Source organism: Corynebacterium sp. HMSC074C11 (genome assembly GCF_001809455.1).
GTDB classification, from domain to species: Bacteria; Actinomycetota; Actinomycetes; order Mycobacteriales; family Mycobacteriaceae; genus Corynebacterium; species Corynebacterium amycolatum.
The window spans coordinates 329,985-346,179 of the sequence record NZ_KV797729.1 but is presented as its reverse complement, the minus strand read 5'-3'; the positions used below and the strand labels follow the sequence as shown (position 1 = coordinate 346,179).

Genomic DNA, 16,195 nt, shown 5'->3' with positions numbered 1-16,195 from the left:
ATCTCGGTGGGCGCCGTATGTGCGGCATCATCCCGGGGCGAGCGCACATGGCACGGTTGAAGTTGGGGTACCGCGAGGCTGTGGCTCTGACTGATTCTGCATTGTGCCCGGTAGGTACGCGCGTACGCGGTCACGAGTTCCACAAGACAGCGCTCACTGATGACACCGCAAGTGTCGCTGCTGCGGCCGGGTGGCAACCCGCCTGGGGTTGGCGTGGATATCAAGGCGAGACAGTTCGCGACGGCTTCGTTTCCGAGTCTGGGCGGATTCATGCCGGTTACCTGCATGTTCATCCGGCGGGTGCGCCGGGCAACGTCAGTCGCTTTGTTGCTTCGTGCGCCGGGTAAAGTATTAGCTATGAGTTTGCTTCTCAAAGACTACGGTGTGTTGGTGATTGGCGGTTCCACGGCTGCAGAGCGCGTGATTCCTCGGTTGTTGGACTCTGGCGCTGACGTCACTGTGTGTGAGGGTGGGGAAGTAACAACTGCGATTGAGGCCTGGGCTGCAGACGGCCGTATTACTTTGACCCGCACTGGTTTTACCGAGGCGATGAGCTGGGGCAAGGCTCTCATGGTCTGCTGTGACGAGTCGTTGCTGCGTGAGGTGACACTCGAGGGACACCGCCGAGGTATTCTCGTCGACGATGAAACCGGGACATCCAGCCCGCTTACTCCTGCGGCGCTGACCGGCCGTCGCGCGTCGCGCGCAGGTGACCTGGCAGGTCAGGTCGCACTCGTAGGCGGTGGCCCGGGCGATCCTGGTCTGATTACCGTTGAGGGGCGTCGCCTGCTCCGGCTTGCCGACGTCGTCGTCGCAGACCACCTCGGTCCACTGTCGCTGCTCGGTGACTTGGAGCCGGATGTCGAGATCATTGATGCCGGCAAGCTTCCTTACGGTCGCGCCATGGCTCAGGAGCGCATCAATGAACTGCTAGTTCATCGTGCCCGCGAGGGCTACTTTGTGGTCCGGCTCAAAGGTGGCGATCCGTACATCTTCGGCCGCGGTTTTGAAGAGCTTCACGAGCTGCAGAAGGCAGGGGTACCGGTTCGAGTTGTGCCGGGTATCACCTCGGCACTGGCGGTACCGGGGACGATTGGCATCCCAGTTACCATGCGTGGCGTCAACCACGAATTCACTGTCGTGTCCGGTCACGTCCCACCGGGGCACAAGACTTCGCTAGTCAATTGGGATGCGCTTGGCCGCATGCACGGCACTATTGCCATCATTATGGGAGTTAAGAACGGGCCGAAGATTGCCGAGGCTCTGATGAAGGCCGGCCGCAGCCCGAAGACTCCGGCTGCAGTCATCCAGGACGGCACGCTGCCGAATCAGAAGTCGCTACGCTGCACGCTCGGTGAACTGGGTGAAAAGATGGTCGAAGAAGGAATCAAGCCGCCCGCAGTTATCGTCATCGGTGAAGTCGCCGGTCTGGATGAGGGCGATGAGTAAGAGCAACAAGTCGAGCAACAACAAGTCGAAGAAGCGTGAGCCAGAGCAGCAAAAGGCAGGGCTTGTTACCCGACTGCTTGCCGACGACCAGCTGCGTAGCGCCATCTGGATGGGCGCTGCGACCTTCCTCGTGTTCTACCTCGGAGCCATGATCATCTTCCGCCTCCTTCTCCTCGGCGGAGAAGGCTCGCGATACGACAGCATTTTCATCGCCGTCATTGCGCTCATTGCTGCCATTGTGGCAGGCCGGAAGCGCTACAACGACGACATTTAGTTTTCCGGGACGCGGAAGATGAGGGCGCCGTCGTCAAGCGAGACGTTGTATCCTGCGGCGCGCGCGATGTCGACGGCCTCTGTGGGGGCGGTCGGTGCTGTGTCGGAAAGGGCGATGGCACGGGCAAATAGGCCCTTGTAGTGCTTGTTGAAGTGGCTGACGATTTTGCCCTCGGCGGTGAGCACGGTCATCGTTGTCGCGGTCTTGACTTTGCCCAAATTGGCGTAGGTGCCGGAACGAAGGTCGATGAGGAAGTCGACATCATTGAGAGCCTCGGTGATGGCGGTGCCCCAGCGGCGCTTCATCGTGGGAGCTGCGTCGGCAGGCTGATCCGCGAAGGGGAGCTTGACCGTGCCAGAGAGACGGTAGCGGGGGATGAGGTCGTCCCCGCCAATGACGCCGAAGAGCGCTGATCCGATGGCGAGTCGAGCACGGCCGGTTTCCGGCAGGTCGCTGGGGGAGAGTGCGTCGTAGAGAACCCCCGTATAGCGCTCGAGAGCCGGCATGGTCGGCGACTCTAGGAGTGCAGCATTAGCTGTGACTTCGTCAGCGAGACGTGGCCCCAGTTTCAGTGTTTCCATCGCGGCTTCCCTGTTCGCACTTAACGCCACGAGATCGGCTGCAATGTGCTCGCGGATGGAGTTGAGGGAGCCGAAGCTCAGCGAGGAAAAGTCCACTGCGGGATGGCTGCCACCAGTGGCTTTGGTTTCAGATGGGGGTAGGACTACGAGCATGGGCACCATAGTAATGCCCCGCATGTTGCGAAGAATGATCGACGGGTAAAATCAGCATTCATGATTACGCGAATGTCCCAGCTGTTCCTACGCACACTGCGCGAGGATCCTGCTGACGCCGAGGTCCCTAGCCACAAGCTGCTCGTCCGTGCCGGCTACATCCGGCGAACTGCCCCTGGTGTGTACTCCTGGCTGCCCCTGGGCTTGAAGGTTCTGCGCAACGTAGAGAAGGTTGTGCGCGAGGAGATGGAAGGCATTGGCGCACAGGAGCTGGCATTCCCTGCACTGCTCCCGCGTGAACCGTACGAGGCGACGAATCGGTGGACCGAATATGGCCCCGAGCTGTTCCGTCTGAAGGATCGCAAGGGCGCGGACTACCTGCTGGGGCCGACGCACGAAGAGATGTTCGCGCTGGCTGTCAAGGATCTTTTCAGCTCCTACAAGGATTTCCCGACAACGCTGTTCCAGATTCAGACCAAGTACCGCGACGAGGCCCGCCCGCGCGCGGGTATTCTGCGTGGCCGCGAGTTCGTGATGAAGGACTCCTACTCCTTCGACATGGACGACGAGGGGCTGGCGAATTCTTATCAGCTGCACCGCGGTGCGTACCAGCGAATTTTTGACCGGCTGGGCATTAAGTACGAAATCTGCCACGCCACCTCCGGCGCTATGGGCGGTTCGGCCTCCGAGGAGTTCCTGGCTGTTAGCGAAAATGGCGAAGACTCCTTCGTAGTCTCCACCGACGGTGAGTACGCCGCCAACGTTGAAGCCGTGAGAATCCCGGCAGTCGAACCGCAGCCGATTGAGGGGCAGCCGGAGGCGAAGGTTTACGAGTCTCCGAACTGCACCACCATTGCAGCGCTTGTTGATTGGGCCAATGGCGCGGACCTCGGATGCGAGGTCACCGCTGCCGATACTTTGAAGTGCGTTCTCGTCGCCGTCGACCCGAAGAAGGTCGATAAGGAGGGCAACGCCCTGCCGGAACAGCTCACCGCAATCCTGGTTCCCGGTGACCGTGAGGTCGATGAAAAGCGTCTCGAAGTCGCATTTGAACCGGGTGAGGTGCGCTTGCTGGAGGACAAGGACTTCGCAGCCAATGACTTCCTGATTAAGGGCTACGTCGGCCCGCAGGGGCTCGCTGATCACGGCGTGAAGGTCCTAGCTGACCCACGCGTAGCGGAGGGCACGAATTGGATTGTGGGCGCCAACGAGGAGGGTAAGCACATCGTCGGTGTGGTCGCCGGTCGCGACTTCCAGATCGACGGCATTTGCGATGTCGCCGAGGTTCGCGACGGCGATCCGGCACCGGAGGAACACGGCACACTGAAGATTGAGCGAGGCATTGAGATTGGCCACATCTTCCAGTTGGGCCGCAAGTACACCAACGCCTTTGAAATTGACATCCTCGATGTCAACGGTAAGCGTGCTCGTCCGACGATGGGGTCCTACGGCATTGGTGTGTCCCGTCTGGTTGCTGTCCTCGCAGAACAGCAGTTGGATGAAAAGGGCCTCAAGTGGCCAGTTGCCGCAGCACCGTACAAGGTTCACATCGCTGTGGCCGGTAAGAACGCCGAAGCAGCTGAGGCCGCTGAACGTCTGGCGGAAGACCTCAGTCAGCAGGGCATTGAGGTGCTTTTCGACGACCGTCCGAAGGTCAGCCCCGGTGTGAAGTTCAAGGACGCTGAGTTGCTGGGTACGCCGTTTGTGGTCATCTTTGGCCGTGGCTACGCGGACGGCAAGGTGGAGCTGCGTAACCGCCTGACCAACGAGACCGACGAGGTCGCCGCTGACGGCATTGCAGATCACGTCGCGGAGTTGGTTCGCAAGGCTTAGAGTCCCGGCAGCGGCTCCAAGTTGTTGCCACCTAGCGCTGCCACTCCGGCGGCAGCCACGCCAGCTGCCTGCAGTGCGAACATACGTATCCGAGGGTTATTGGCAGCGAGCAATACGTCTTCCCACGCCTGGGCGCAATAGCGCTCCAACGCAATCATGTAATCGACGGGTGCCGTGTCCGGTGAAGGAGCATCTTCCGGCATATAGCCAGGTGCGCTCTTCGGCACCTCAACGTCGGAATCCTCCAAAATTAGCCGGGCACGATCGCGCAAAATACGGTGGCGCTCGCCACGAGCCAAAAGAGCAGTAGTGGTATCGCCTCCGACACGTGGTGCGGCGACGCCAACACCGTAAATCATCATGTATTCGGCTTGCAGTGCCTTAGTCATCTGTTCTCCGGCACCCGAGATTTCATCCCTGTCACTGGGAATCAATGGGACAATCTCCTCCCACTTAGCGCCCGCAGCACGCAGAGCGAGGACTATACCGCCATCGACAGCCGTGGCAAGGCGCGCAGTGTGCTCCTCCCGCAATGCAGTGCGTGAATCCAGAGCCTTCGTCAGTACTGGACTATTTCGCGAGTCCGTGAGCAGTAACTTCGCATCGACACCGGCAGCCAGGGATCCTGGGACTGCGACGTCCGAGCCGCATTCATCGACAGGTTTACCGTCCTTGCGGGTACCGCAGGCGCGTGTGATTTCCTTATCCAGTTCGGTGACCTGCGCGGAGCGCACAGCTGCGAGGTCAGGATCGGCGTCGGTAAGCGAATGTGCATCGCGCGCCGCCAGTGCGTGGAGAACCTCAATGGCGTAATCCGGGCGTGGTGCCACCAGATGCGAGCACGCGGAGAGCGCGGGAAGTGATCCCACGGCGAGGGCAGCAGCGAGGAAGCCACGGCGCGAGAGAGTGCGAGTGCGACGCGATGCGGAAGCAAAACTGGGGGCGGGAGGTTCAACAATCACCTCACTATGGTGCCACGGCGGGCGGCACTTTGTATCAATGCGGTGCGTGGCAAGTGCCCAGGTGCGCAATTCCTAGCACTTGACCTGTAGACTCTACGACTATGGCGATACCCGCACCCGAGAAAATTGAACAGTTTGTGAGCCCGGCGCTCGCACAAATCGGCCTGGCTGTGGAAGATGTCAAGGTCGTTCGCGCCGGCGCAAAGTCACAGGTCATTGTGTTGGTTGACGCAGATGAGCGTCCTGACCTCGATGTTCTGGAACAGGCCACGCATGAAGTATCTTCCGCTCTGGATGCCGCGGAGGCACGTGGCGAAGCCGACTTCGGCGCTCAGGGCTACACCTTGGAAGTTTCCACTCCTGGTATTGACGCACCGCTGACGCAGCCACGACACTGGCGCCGTAACCGTGGTCGCATTGCGGAAATTTCGCTTGCCGACGGTTCCGCGATTGCAGCCCGCATTGGTGCGCTGTCGCCGGATGAAGAATCCATCATTCTCGTTACCTCTAAAGGGCCAAAGGGGCGGTTGAAGGCTGTTGGTCAGCGTGTCCAATTAACCAATGTGGCCCGTGCAGTGGTACAAGTTGAATTCTCTAATCCGCCCGCAGCCGAGAAAGATTTTGCGGGACTAGACTATGACGATGCCTTGACCAGGCTGGAGGATAACAAGTGAAGATTGAATTAGCTGCCCTGCGAACCTTGGAAAGGGAAAAGGGTATTCCTGTCGACGAAATGCTGGGACTGGTCGCCCGGGCATTGCGTGAAAGTTACCGTAATACCACCGCACCGGCACAGTATGCGCGCGTCGAAATCGACCGTGAGACCGGTGACGTCATAGTCTTTGCTCAGGAGCGAGACGACGAGGGCAATCTCATCTCCGAATGGGACGATACTCCGGAGGACTTTGAGCGTACCGCTGCATTCGCTGTTCGTCAGACCATCCTTTCGCGTCTGCGGGATGCGGAAAGCGACAAGGTTCTCGACGAATACGCAGACCTGTCTAACCAGGTCATTTCCGGCGTGGTCCAGCGCGATGTCTATGCCAATGAAAAGGGCATTGTCGTCGTCCACATCGGTTCGGAGGCCAATGGTCGCGACGGTATTCTGATGCCGGCTGAGCAGCTGCCAGGTGAGGAACTCAAGCACGGTGACCGCATCAAGTGCTACGTCGTCGGTGTGAACAAGACACCGCGGGGTGTCGCGATTCACCTGTCACGCACGCACCCGGAGCTCATTCGTAAGCTCTTCGAACTTGAAGTTCCGGAAGTTGCCGATGGGGCAGTGGAATTGATTTCGATTGCACGCGAGGCTGGTCACCGCACCAAGGTTGCTGTACGTCCCACGGTCAAGGGGCTCAACGCTAAGGGCGCCTGCATTGGGCCGCGCGGTCAGCGTGTGAGCTCGATTATGAATGAGCTCAAGGGCGAGAAGATTGACATCATCGACTACGACGAGGATCCGGCGAAGTTCGTTGGTAACTCGCTGGCGCCAGCCAAGGTCGTTAGTGTCAAGATTTTAGACATGGATGAGCGCCGTGCACATGTTGTGGTGCCCGACTACCAGCTCTCGCTTGCTATCGGCAAGGAGGGACAGAATGCCCGTCTGGCGGCTCGTCTGACCGGCTGGCGAATCGATATCCACTCCGACGCGGAGTAGACGCAACGTCAGCGTCCCAGCGGTTGCGAAAGTGGCGGGAAAGTGCCTAGGGGGTTGGCACTTTTCCGCCTTTTCGGGTTATGCTGGGAAGTGGCCAAACGACAAGGCGTGATTTTTCTATGCGAATTTTCGCGCTGAATTTCTTAGCAGGAAGGTGGGTGCGTCAGGAGTATGACGGCTTCGCGGGTGACAAACCCGAATTCGACAACTCATACACCTGCACCCACACGTACCTGTATTGCAACTAAGCAGCGTCGCAATTGCTCGGAGCTGCTGCGCATTGTCGCTACCACCCGTTCAGATGGCTCAGTAGCCGTCGTTGCTGATCCGCGTCGTCGGATGCAGGGACGAGGTGCCTGGATTACCCCAACACTAAAAGCTTGGGAGATCGCCGACAAGCGCCGTGCATTTGGCCGCGCACTGAAGGTATCTACGCAGGTAGATGCGTTTCCGGTTAAACAGTTTATCGCCACGCACTACGAAGCGGCGGAGGTTTTCGCCCCCGCTGGCGATGTGCGTGTCGCTAAGCAGGGAGGCAGGAAAAATGACAACAGAAAGACCTGAACACTGATGAGCACACGATGAAGCATCAGCGATGAACGGCAATAGATAAGAGGGAGCCCTGCAGGCGCTCTCGGTGCGTGGACGAATCCGCCATCGGGCGCTGCTCGGCCCCCACTAGTGAGGAGAGCAGTGTCCGGAAAGCTACGTGTCCATGAGCTCGCTAAGCAGCTCGGGGTCACCAGCAAGGAACTACTCGCCGAGCTGAAGGCTCAGGGCGAGTTTGTTAAGACCGCTTCTTCGACGGTGGAACCACCCGTCGTCAGGAAGATGAAGAAGGTCTACGAAGAGAAGAATGCTGGTGCAGGTGCTGACGCGTCTGCACAGACCCCAGCTACGAAGGCTGCAGCTAAGCCTGCTGCTAAGTCGGGTGCCAAGCCAGCAGCTAAGCCAGGCGCTAAGCCGGCTGCACCAGCGGCGGCAAAGCCAGGTGCCAAGCCAGCAGCACCGTCCCGTTCGCCGAAGCCGGGACAGGAAATGCCACGCCCGCCGAAGCCTGCTGGCCCGAAGCCGGGGCCGAAGCCAGGCGCACGCGCACCGCGTGTGGCGAACAACCCATTCTCGACCGGCGGATCTTCCCGTCCGGCACCGCGGCCGTCCAACATGCCGCGTCCGCAGGGCGGTCCTGGCCGTCCGGGGCCGAAGCCGGGTGGACGCCAGGGTGGTCCTCGCCCGCAGGGCGGAAACGGCCGTCCGGGGCCGAAGCCAGGAGCACGTCAGGGTGGCCCGCGTCCACAAGGTGGACAGGGCCGCGGTAATAAGCCGGGCGGCAATCGCCCGACTCCGGCGATGATGCCTTCGCACCCGAACCCGGGACAGATGCCTGCAAAGGCAAGCCGCGGTGGCGGCGGCGGCTTCGGCGGCCGTGGTCGCGGCCCGGGTGGTCCGGGTGGTGGACCGCGCGGTGGTCGCGGCGGACGTCGCGGTGGAACTGCAGGTGCATTCGGGCGGCCAGGAGGCGCCCCGCGTCGCGGACGCAAGTCGAAGCGTCAGAAGCGCAACGAGTACGAGGCGATGCAGGCACCATCCGTGGTGGGTGGCGTCAAGCTGCCTAACGGTAAGGGCAAGACCATTCGCCTCGCACGCGGCGCATCGTTGTCTGACTTCGCTGAGAAGATCAATGCCGATGCCGCAGCACTGGTTCAGGCATTGTTCAACCTCGGTGAAATGGTTACGGCAACTGCATCGGTATCCGACGAGACCCTGCAGCTGCTCGGCGACGAGATGGACTACAAGGTCCAGGTTGTTTCGCCAGAGGATGAGGACCGCGAACTGCTTGAATCCTTCGACCTCCAATTCGGTGAGGATGAAGGCGACGATGAGGACCTGGAACAACGCCCGCCAGTGGTAACTGTGATGGGTCACGTCGACCACGGTAAGACGCGCCTGTTGGACACGATTCGTAAGGCCAACGTTGGTGGCCACGAGTCCGGTGGTATTACCCAGCACATCGGTGCCTACCAGGTGCCGGTGGAGCTCGACGGCGAGAAGCGCAAGGTTACCTTCTTGGATACCCCTGGTCACGAGGCGTTTACCGCCATGCGTGCTCGTGGTGCCAAGTCGACCGATATCGCGATTCTGGTTGTTGCAGCTGATGACGGCGTCATGCCGCAGACGGTTGAGGCTATTAACCACGCCAAGGCCGCTGATGTGCCGATTGTCGTTGCAGTCAACAAGATTGATAAGGAAACTGCAGATCCGCAGAAGATTCGTGGTCAGCTGACTGAATACGGTCTCACTGACGAAGAGTGGGGCGGCGACACTATGTTCGTCGATATTTCCGCTAAGCAGGGCCTCAACATCGATCAGCTTCTCGAAGCAGTGCTGTTGACTGCCGACGCTTCGTTGGATTTGCGCGCCAACCCGGATATGGACGCTCAGGGTGTCGCCATCGAGGCTCACCTTGACCGCGGCCGTGGTCCGGTGGCAACCGTTATCGTTCAGCGCGGTACGTTGCGCGTCGGTGACTCCATCGTTGTCGGTGACGCATATGGTCGTGTTCGCCGCATGGTCGATGAGTACGGCAACGACGTCGATGAGGCCGGTCCCTCCCGTCCGGTTCAGGTGCTCGGCCTGACCTCCGTGCCGGGTGCTGGTGACAACCTCCTGGTTGTTGACGAGGATCGTACGGCCCGCCAGATTGCAGACCGCCGCGACGCACGTCGTCGTAATGCACTGCAGGCACGTCGTCGCAAGCGCGTCTCCCTGGAGAACCTGGACGAGATCCTGAAGGAGACCAACACCCTCAACCTGATCCTGAAGGGCGACAACGCCGGTACCGTCGAGGCACTGGAAGAAGCCTTGCTCAAGATTGAGGTCGACGACGAGGTCGCACTGAACATCATCGACCGTGGTGTCGGTGCTGTTACTCAGACCAACGTCACGCTGGCTGCTGCGTCTGACGCCGTCATCATCGGCTTCAACGTTCGCTCCGAGGGCAAGGCCACCGAGGTTGCCAACGCTGAGGGCGTTGACATCCGCTACTACACGGTGATTTACCGTGCTATCGAGGATGTCGAGGCTGCTCTGAAGGGCATGCTCAAGCCGGTCTACGAGGAGAAGGAGATTGGTCGTGCAGAGATTCGCGCCATCTTCAAGTCCTCCGCAGTTGGCCTCATCGCCGGCTGTATGGTCGAGTCCGGCAAGGTCCGCCGCAACGCGAAGGCTCGCCTGGTTCGTGACGGCAACGTCATTACGGATTCGGCGACTATCGAGTCGCTGAAGCGAGAGAAGGACGATGCTACCGAGGTGGCAGCCGGTTACGAGTGCGGTATGGTGCTGTCTTACCCGGACATCCAGGTGGACGACGTTATCGAGGTCTACGAGATGGTCGAGGTTCCGCGTACGTAGCAACGTAGGCTAAACACTGCGTGAACTTTGATAAGGCGCTCCCTTCGGGGAGCGCCTTTTTGCGTATGGTGCTCGTTATGGGCTTAAAAACTAATCTCTTTGCGCTCTCGGATGAGCTGCCGCGAACGAATATTTTGAGTTATCCTCCTGCGAGCGCAGAGGAGACTCTTGCGCAATTGGACAAGATTTGGCCAGGGAAGTTCGCCTTTGATTCCGAAGTAACCATTGAGGATGGTCATAATTGGTACTTCCACGCGGTAGCGTTTGGGCCAACGCTGCTTTTCGGGACCGACGACGTATACGACCTAATTGAGGACGCAGCGTTGGCGAATGATCCGCGTGCAAGTTGGTCACTATGCATCAATAGTGTTGTCGATTCGTGCCACTATACGACTCCCACCAGAGAATTAGGGGCAAGCTGCGAAGACTATGATTTTGACATGCAGCGGTTTTTCAGCTCGGGAAGATTGTTGGATTTCGAGGTACCGTTCGCTAACGGTGAACACGTCGAGGTACTACATCCGACGGATGTGGCTGAATGGGAACAAACCCATGGCAGCGTAGCGCCCAAGGATAAAAACGGTGAGGTAAGTTATCTTTTTCATCCGCTGGAGCTAGGTAATGCTGCGGTTAAATGGATTTTCGGTATCGAGGGAGAAACACCATTGCAGGACAGCGTGATGGATTCACTGCCTGACTGTTCTCATGTTAATGGGTTACCGATGTACAACTTCGTGGAGCGCCGTTAAGAGCATACGGGTAGGCCGTTAGCTGTAGGCAAAGATTCTGAGCTGCTCCCTGGCGTGACTTTTCCGACCGTTGAATTGGTGTGGGGCAGCGGGCTTTGCTTTTGAGGAGACCACGTTTCAGCTGCGCAATTCCGTGGTAGCGACCCCAAGCCGTCGATGACATCGATGATGGCGGCAGTGTTGTCGTGATGATTAATAGGCTATTAACAAAGGGCGAGCGTGCGGCGAAGCAAGTGGCTGCACCCGGTAGACGGGCTTAGGCGAAGTCGCGAAAAATGCGGTTCGAAGTTGAGTAGTGTTTTGCGTGTTAGTATTAGCAGTCCTTTGTATTGAACCGTTTTTGCCGGATCCCAAATGGGTCTTTGTCAGCGAAGGGGCACTTCAGGCCTCACGCTATATGGGGTCTAGCTACGAATGGTTGCGCACAGATATAGATAGATAGGGAGTAGCCGAAAATGGCAGATCCAGCACGCGCGCGCAGGCTGTCCAAGCGTATTCAGGAGATTGTCGCCAGCGCAATCGAGCGTGAGATTAAGGACCGGCGTCTGGAGTTTGTGACTATCACCGACTGCCGCGTCACCGGCGATTTGCACGACGCCACAGTCTTTTACACTGTGCGCGGACGTACACTCGACGAGGAACCGGACTACGAGTCGGCAGCAGCAGCGCTGGAAAAGGCAAAGGGGCAGCTGCGTTCCCTAGTCGGTCGTGGCACCGGTGTGCGCTACACACCGACGCTGGCTTTTGAGGTTGACACGGTGCCGGAGATCTCCGCGCACCTTGAGGAGCTGCTTGATAAGACTCGCGCGCGCGACGCGGAATTGGCTGAGCAGGCCAGAAACGCAAAGCCCGCAGGCGATGCCAACCCATACCGCGACGAGGAGTAAAACTCTCCGCCGGCCACATCTATCGATGAAAGGGGCACCCACGTGACCACTTCTCCGCAGGCTCAGGAGCAGGCAGCTCACCAGCTTTCCCAGGCGATTAATCGCCGCATGTCCAAGCCGATTCAGCAGATGCAGGATATGCTTGCCGACGCTAAGAAAGTCGGCGTCATTGCCCATGTTCACCCTGATGCGGATGCGATTGGTGCCGCATCTGCGATGGTCATGGCACTTGTACAGCGTGGCATTTCGGCTGTCGCCAGCTACGGTGAGAGCGATTTGCCTGCCAAGTCGCTGCTGACCATCCCCGGATGGGAACGCTTCGTCGAGTACACGGACCTGGATGAAGACATTGACACGTGGGTGACTGTCGACTGCGCAAGCCCGGGGCGTCTCGGTGCGCTCGAAGATCGCGTGATGGCCTCCGATCGCGTTATCAATGTTGACCATCACGCGACCAACACTCGCTTTGGGTCCGTCAACATGATTGATGAACTCGCAGAGTCCTCGACCATGGTGCTCCTGGACTTCTTTGGGGTCTGGGGTATCAAGCTGACCACGCCGATGGCTCATGCTCTCTACGCCGGGCTGTTGACGGATACCGCGTCGTTCCAGTTCGGCCGTTCTCGCATGCACACTGCAGCGGCGCGCCTGCTGGATAAGGGGCTCGATCCGCGCACGATTGGTGCACAGCTGCTGGAAGAGCATCCGTTTGCCTACCTGCCGTTCCTGGGCACGGTGCTTTCCACCGCGACATTGGTGCCCGAGTGGGGCGACGGCGCAGGCCTAATCCACGTCGTCATTGAGTACGACCAGACCGCCGAAGTTGGCCACGATGAGATTGAATCCGTCGTGGACATTGTGCGTACGACCAATGCGGCCGATGTCTGTGCGGTACTTAAGGAGTATGAGCCAGGCCAGTGGGCGGTCTCGCTGCGTTCTCGCGAGCTTGTCGATGTCTCCCAGGTCGCCCTGGAAATTGGCGGCGGTGGCCACGAGCGCGCAGCCGGCCTGACTCGCGAGTGCAGCAAGGATGAGCTGTTGCAAGCCATCCTGGACACCAGCGATGTCGCAGCCCAGGCACGCCGAGGCACAAGCGAGGCCTAGGGGATTGTCGGACTCGCGAGAAACTCAGGAGCGCACTGAGATTGAGCAAACTGGCATAGAGCGAACCGGGCACAGTGCGAAGTCAGATGTCAGCCTTCGCGCAATCGTTTCGCTGGCGCTGCCAGCGTTGGGCGTTCTTGCTGCGCCCGCACTCTATGTGCTGCTGGATACGGCTGTCATCGGTCGGCTCGGAGCCGTCCAGCTTGCGGCGCTTGCTGCTGGTTCGACGGTATTTTCCGTGGTAACTACGCAGCTTACTTTCTTGGCTTACGGCACGACTGCCCGATCAGCGCGAGCCTTTGGCAGGGGCAACGTGGACGAGGCGGTCGAAGAGGGGGTGCAAGCGACGTGGGTCGCCATCTTTGTGGGCCTTAGCCTCTTTGCCATCATCGTGGGGTTGGCACCGGTATTTACCGGTTGGTTAGCTCCTCATCCGGAGGTCGCTCATGATGCCGGGCAATGGTTGCGAGTTGCTGCTTTCGCCATTCCGCTGACGTTGATTGCGCAGGCTGGAAATGGTTGGTTACGAGGTATCCAAAACACCCGCTCGCCGCTGCTATTTGTGCTCTCAGGCCTTGTTCCGGCCGCCATTGTGATTGTGCCTCTAGTCCGCGCCTTCGGTCTCGAGGGCTCTGCAATGGCCGTCCTTTTCGGCGAATTGATTACCGGCGGGCTGTTCCTCCGCAGTCTTTTCAAGGAGTGCTCTAACCGCAAGCTCTCCATGCGCCCGAATGGCGCCATTATCAAAAGCCAGCTGGTCCTCGGTCGCGATCTCATCGTTCGCTCCTTGTCCTTCCAGGTAGCGTTCCTCTCTGCCGCCGCGGTTGCTGGCCGCGTTGGGCCGACCACGCTAGGTGGGCACCAGGTCATGCTGCAACTGTGGAATCTGATCTCGTTGGTGCTCGACTCGCTAGCGATTGCTGCACAGACGCTCGTCGGTGCAGCGTTGGGCGGTAGCTCCACGGCCGTTGCCCGCTGGACTGGCAAGCGAGTTACTGTCTGGTCAAGCGTCATTGCTCTCGGCCTAGCGGCCGTCTTCGCAGTGGGTAATGCCAATATCGTCCGCATTTTTACCGACTCCATAGGCGTGATTGACGCAGTCACCGCCGGACCATGGTGGATTCTTGTCGCAATGATTCCTATCGGCGGTGTCGTCTTCGCGCTCGATGGCGTGTTGCTCGGCGCCGGCGATGCAGCCTTCCTCCGTAACGCCACCGTTAGCGCGGTCCTGTGCGGATTCCTCCCGCCGGTCTGGCTGGCTCAGGCATTTGGTTGGGGGCTGACCGGCGTATGGTGTGGTCTCTTGGCATTCATGATTCTGCGACTCATCTTTGTCGCTACCCGTTTCCGTGGAGAGAAATGGTACGGCATCAGCGCATGAGTGTGCTTGCCGACGTTCAGGAGTACCTGGCCGGGCATTTACCCGCCGGTAGCCGGCTGGTCATTGACTCCAATGCCGAGCGTCCTTTTAGTGATGCGGAATTGCAGCAGCTCCGTAGTGCTGAATTGAGGCTGTCTGATAGTGCAGCACCTGCTCGAATCCGTGATTTCACCCGAGGACGCCTCGCTGCACATGAGGCGTTGCAACGGCTAGGAGAGTCTGCCCCAGGTGGGATTGGCGTGTCGACCACTGGAGCGCCGCTGTGGCCGCGAGGAGTCGTGGGGTCAATTAGCCACTGCGACGGGGCCGTGGCAGCTGTGTCCGCGAGCGCTGAACAGCTGCAGGGGATTGGCATCGATGTCGAGGTCGAGCAGACTCTAGAGTTAGGAATCATCGATGCAGTCTTGCGCACTGACGAAGCTCGCCTGGATCCGCTGGTGCAATTTAGCGCCAAGGAATCAGTGTACAAACTCTGGGAGCCGATAGTCGGGCAGTGGCTAGACTTCGACGAAGTTTCCGTGCAACCGAGGAAGAGACGGATAGCAGCGCGAGGTTTTTCCCGAGGACTCGCAGGCGGACCTCTACAGCTAACATTTCACCGTGAGATTCCCGACGCCTTCCGCGGAGTAAAGGGCTTCTGGGCCCGCGGCGCAGGCGTCGTTGCCACCGCGGTGTGGCTCGAGCAGTGTTAAAAGCCTTGAGAAGTAGTTACAGCGTGGCCGGGCGTACCACGAAGACCGTCTTGGCCCGTTTGCCGGATTCTGTGAGCAGCGCCGGGACCTTTCCCGTCGGAGACACCGCCGCATAGACTCCAGGTTTTCCGATTGGCTCCAGCCACTTGCCCTGAGCCAAATCAGCCGCCTGCTGTTCAGTTATTTCGCGGGAATCAAAGCAACGCAGGCAGGCCGCGTCCAGACTCATCGGCAGCAAGGAAGCGGCGCGCTCCGGAAGGGGGCGTCGCATCTCAGCAATTTCTGGATTGGCGGTGTCGAATTGCTCGGCTTTCGCTGTGAGCTCGTCGATAGTCAATGCTTCTTCAATAGTGAAAACGCCGGCGGCAGTACGTCGCAGAGCGGTGAGATGACCACCGACTCCCAGTGCATCCCCCAAGTCACGAGCTAAGGCGCGGATGAAAGTGCCAGCAGAGCAGTCGACCTCCACGTCGATATCGATGCACTCCCCGGGACGGGAAGGATTGGAGTCGTGGCGGATGTCCAGAACCTCATAGCGGGTGATTGTCACCGGGCGCGCTGGGATATCGACCTTCTCGCCACGGCGGATGCGCTCGTAGGCGCGGACACCGTCAATCTTCACTGCGGATGCCGCCGCAGGTTTTTGCATGATCGTGCCGGTGAACTTCGCAATTTCCTCTCGAACCATTTCATCGGTCACCGATGCCGCTGACGATTCGGAGAGCAACTCGCCTTCGGCGTCGTCGGTAAGTGTGGCAGCGCCGAGCCGAATGGTGGCTTGGTAGGACTTCGTGTCCGCGTGGACATGGGGTAGGAAACGCGTGCCGCGGCCGATGCCGAGGACGAGCACACCGGTGGCCATTGGGTCGAGGGTGCCGGAGTGGCCGACCTTCTTGGTGCGGAAGATTCGACGGAGTTTGCCCACTACATCGTGGCTTGTCCAGCCTTGGGGCTTGTCGACGATGACAATGCCGGAGTCTGCAATCGGATCGAAGTCGGTCATAGACGCAATCCTATGTTGCGCTATATGCGGTGTGTTAAACGGTGACCAGTTACACTAGC

The 16,195-nt window shown here is 59.5% G+C and carries 15 protein-coding genes and 1 pseudogene; 13 read left to right on the top strand and 3 right to left on the bottom strand.

All coding sequences use genetic code 11. The features are described from left to right. The 3 genes and pseudogenes from HMPREF2614_RS05345 to HMPREF2614_RS05335 all read left to right on the top strand — a co-directional run. Positions 1-347: pseudogene (locus tag HMPREF2614_RS05345) on the top strand (cobyrinate a,c-diamide synthase); the annotation flags it as partial. A 10-nt stretch (positions 348-357) separates the two neighbouring features. Then, on the top strand, positions 358-1,449 hold the full coding sequence (cobA, locus tag HMPREF2614_RS05340) for a uroporphyrinogen-III C-methyltransferase (protein ID WP_038628700.1): 1,092 nt from the start codon (positions 358-360) through the stop codon (positions 1,447-1,449). Further along, positions 1,442-1,723 carry a hypothetical protein gene (locus HMPREF2614_RS05335; RefSeq protein ID WP_224786668.1) on the top strand — a complete coding sequence of 94 codons (282 nt, stop codon included), beginning with the start codon at positions 1,442-1,444 and terminating at the stop codon, positions 1,721-1,723. The genes cobA and HMPREF2614_RS05335 overlap by 8 nt, the downstream gene beginning before the upstream one ends. Here HMPREF2614_RS05335 and HMPREF2614_RS05330 read toward each other — a convergent pair. After that, positions 1,720-2,457, bottom strand: coding sequence for a YaaA family protein (locus HMPREF2614_RS05330; protein ID WP_052155635.1), 738 nt, complete (start codon positions 2,455-2,457; stop codon positions 1,720-1,722). The genes HMPREF2614_RS05335 and HMPREF2614_RS05330 overlap by 4 nt on opposite strands. Positions 2,458-2,517: 60 nt before the next feature. Here HMPREF2614_RS05330 and HMPREF2614_RS05325 point away from each other — a divergent pair, with 60 nt between their 5' ends. Further along, positions 2,518-4,290, top strand: coding sequence for a proline--tRNA ligase (locus tag HMPREF2614_RS05325; RefSeq protein ID WP_038628703.1), 1,773 nt, complete (start codon positions 2,518-2,520; stop codon positions 4,288-4,290). Here HMPREF2614_RS05325 and HMPREF2614_RS05320 read toward each other — a convergent pair. Next, positions 4,287-5,252, bottom strand: coding sequence for a DUF4439 domain-containing protein (locus HMPREF2614_RS05320; RefSeq protein WP_224786669.1), 966 nt, complete (start codon positions 5,250-5,252; stop codon positions 4,287-4,289). The two genes, HMPREF2614_RS05325 and HMPREF2614_RS05320, sit on opposite strands and share 4 nt — an antisense overlap. Before the next feature lie 101 nt (positions 5,253-5,353). On the opposite strand from HMPREF2614_RS05320, the gene rimP reads away from it, so the two are divergent. The 9 genes from rimP to HMPREF2614_RS05275 all read left to right on the top strand — a co-directional run bounded on the left by rimP (position 5,354) and on the right by HMPREF2614_RS05275 (position 15,133). Then, the gene (gene rimP, locus HMPREF2614_RS05315; protein ID WP_038628707.1) at positions 5,354-5,926 is read left to right on the top strand and encodes a ribosome maturation factor RimP; all 573 of its coding nucleotides are present in this window, start codon (positions 5,354-5,356) and stop codon (positions 5,924-5,926) included. Beyond that, positions 5,923-6,909, top strand: a complete 987-nt coding sequence (gene nusA, locus HMPREF2614_RS05310; protein ID WP_038628709.1) for a transcription termination factor NusA — start codon at positions 5,923-5,925, stop codon at positions 6,907-6,909. The genes rimP and nusA overlap by 4 nt, the downstream gene beginning before the upstream one ends. A 171-nt stretch (positions 6,910-7,080) precedes the next feature. Then, the gene (locus HMPREF2614_RS05305) at positions 7,081-7,473 is read left to right on the top strand and encodes a YlxR family protein (protein WP_038628710.1); all 393 of its coding nucleotides are present in this window, start codon (positions 7,081-7,083) and stop codon (positions 7,471-7,473) included. A gap of 129 nt (positions 7,474-7,602) precedes the next feature. Further along, positions 7,603-10,320: a translation initiation factor IF-2 gene (gene infB, locus HMPREF2614_RS05300; RefSeq protein ID WP_070560375.1), complete on the top strand. Its 2,718-nt coding sequence runs from the start codon at positions 7,603-7,605 to the stop codon at positions 10,318-10,320. Positions 10,321-10,340: 20 nt separating this feature from the next. Further along, positions 10,341-11,069: a hypothetical protein gene (locus tag HMPREF2614_RS05295; RefSeq protein WP_049181202.1), complete on the top strand. Its 729-nt coding sequence runs from the start codon at positions 10,341-10,343 to the stop codon at positions 11,067-11,069. A gap of 455 nt (positions 11,070-11,524) precedes the next feature. Continuing rightward, on the top strand, positions 11,525-11,956 hold the full coding sequence (gene rbfA / locus HMPREF2614_RS05290) for a 30S ribosome-binding factor RbfA (RefSeq protein WP_016422588.1): 432 nt from the start codon (positions 11,525-11,527) through the stop codon (positions 11,954-11,956). Positions 11,957-11,998: 42 nt separating this feature from the next. Next, positions 11,999-13,060 (top strand): DHH family phosphoesterase, encoded by a 1,062-nt coding sequence (locus HMPREF2614_RS05285; RefSeq protein ID WP_038628714.1) that lies wholly within the window; start codon positions 11,999-12,001, stop codon positions 13,058-13,060. Between the two features lie 4 nt (positions 13,061-13,064). Then, positions 13,065-14,441, top strand: a complete 1,377-nt coding sequence (locus tag HMPREF2614_RS05280) for an MATE family efflux transporter (protein ID WP_080972860.1) — start codon at positions 13,065-13,067, stop codon at positions 14,439-14,441. Next, a complete protein-coding gene (locus HMPREF2614_RS05275) occupies positions 14,420-15,133 on the top strand; it encodes a 4'-phosphopantetheinyl transferase family protein (protein WP_038628715.1) in 714 nt (237 codons plus the stop codon). Before HMPREF2614_RS05280 ends, HMPREF2614_RS05275 begins: the two co-directional genes overlap by 22 nt. Positions 15,134-15,149: 16 nt before the next feature. Here the strand turns inward: HMPREF2614_RS05275 and truB are convergent, their stop codons facing one another. Beyond that, entirely contained in the window at positions 15,150-16,136 is a 987-nt protein-coding gene (gene truB, locus HMPREF2614_RS05270; RefSeq protein ID WP_038628717.1) for a tRNA pseudouridine(55) synthase TruB, read from the bottom strand. Positions 16,137-16,195: the final 59 nt, after the last annotated feature.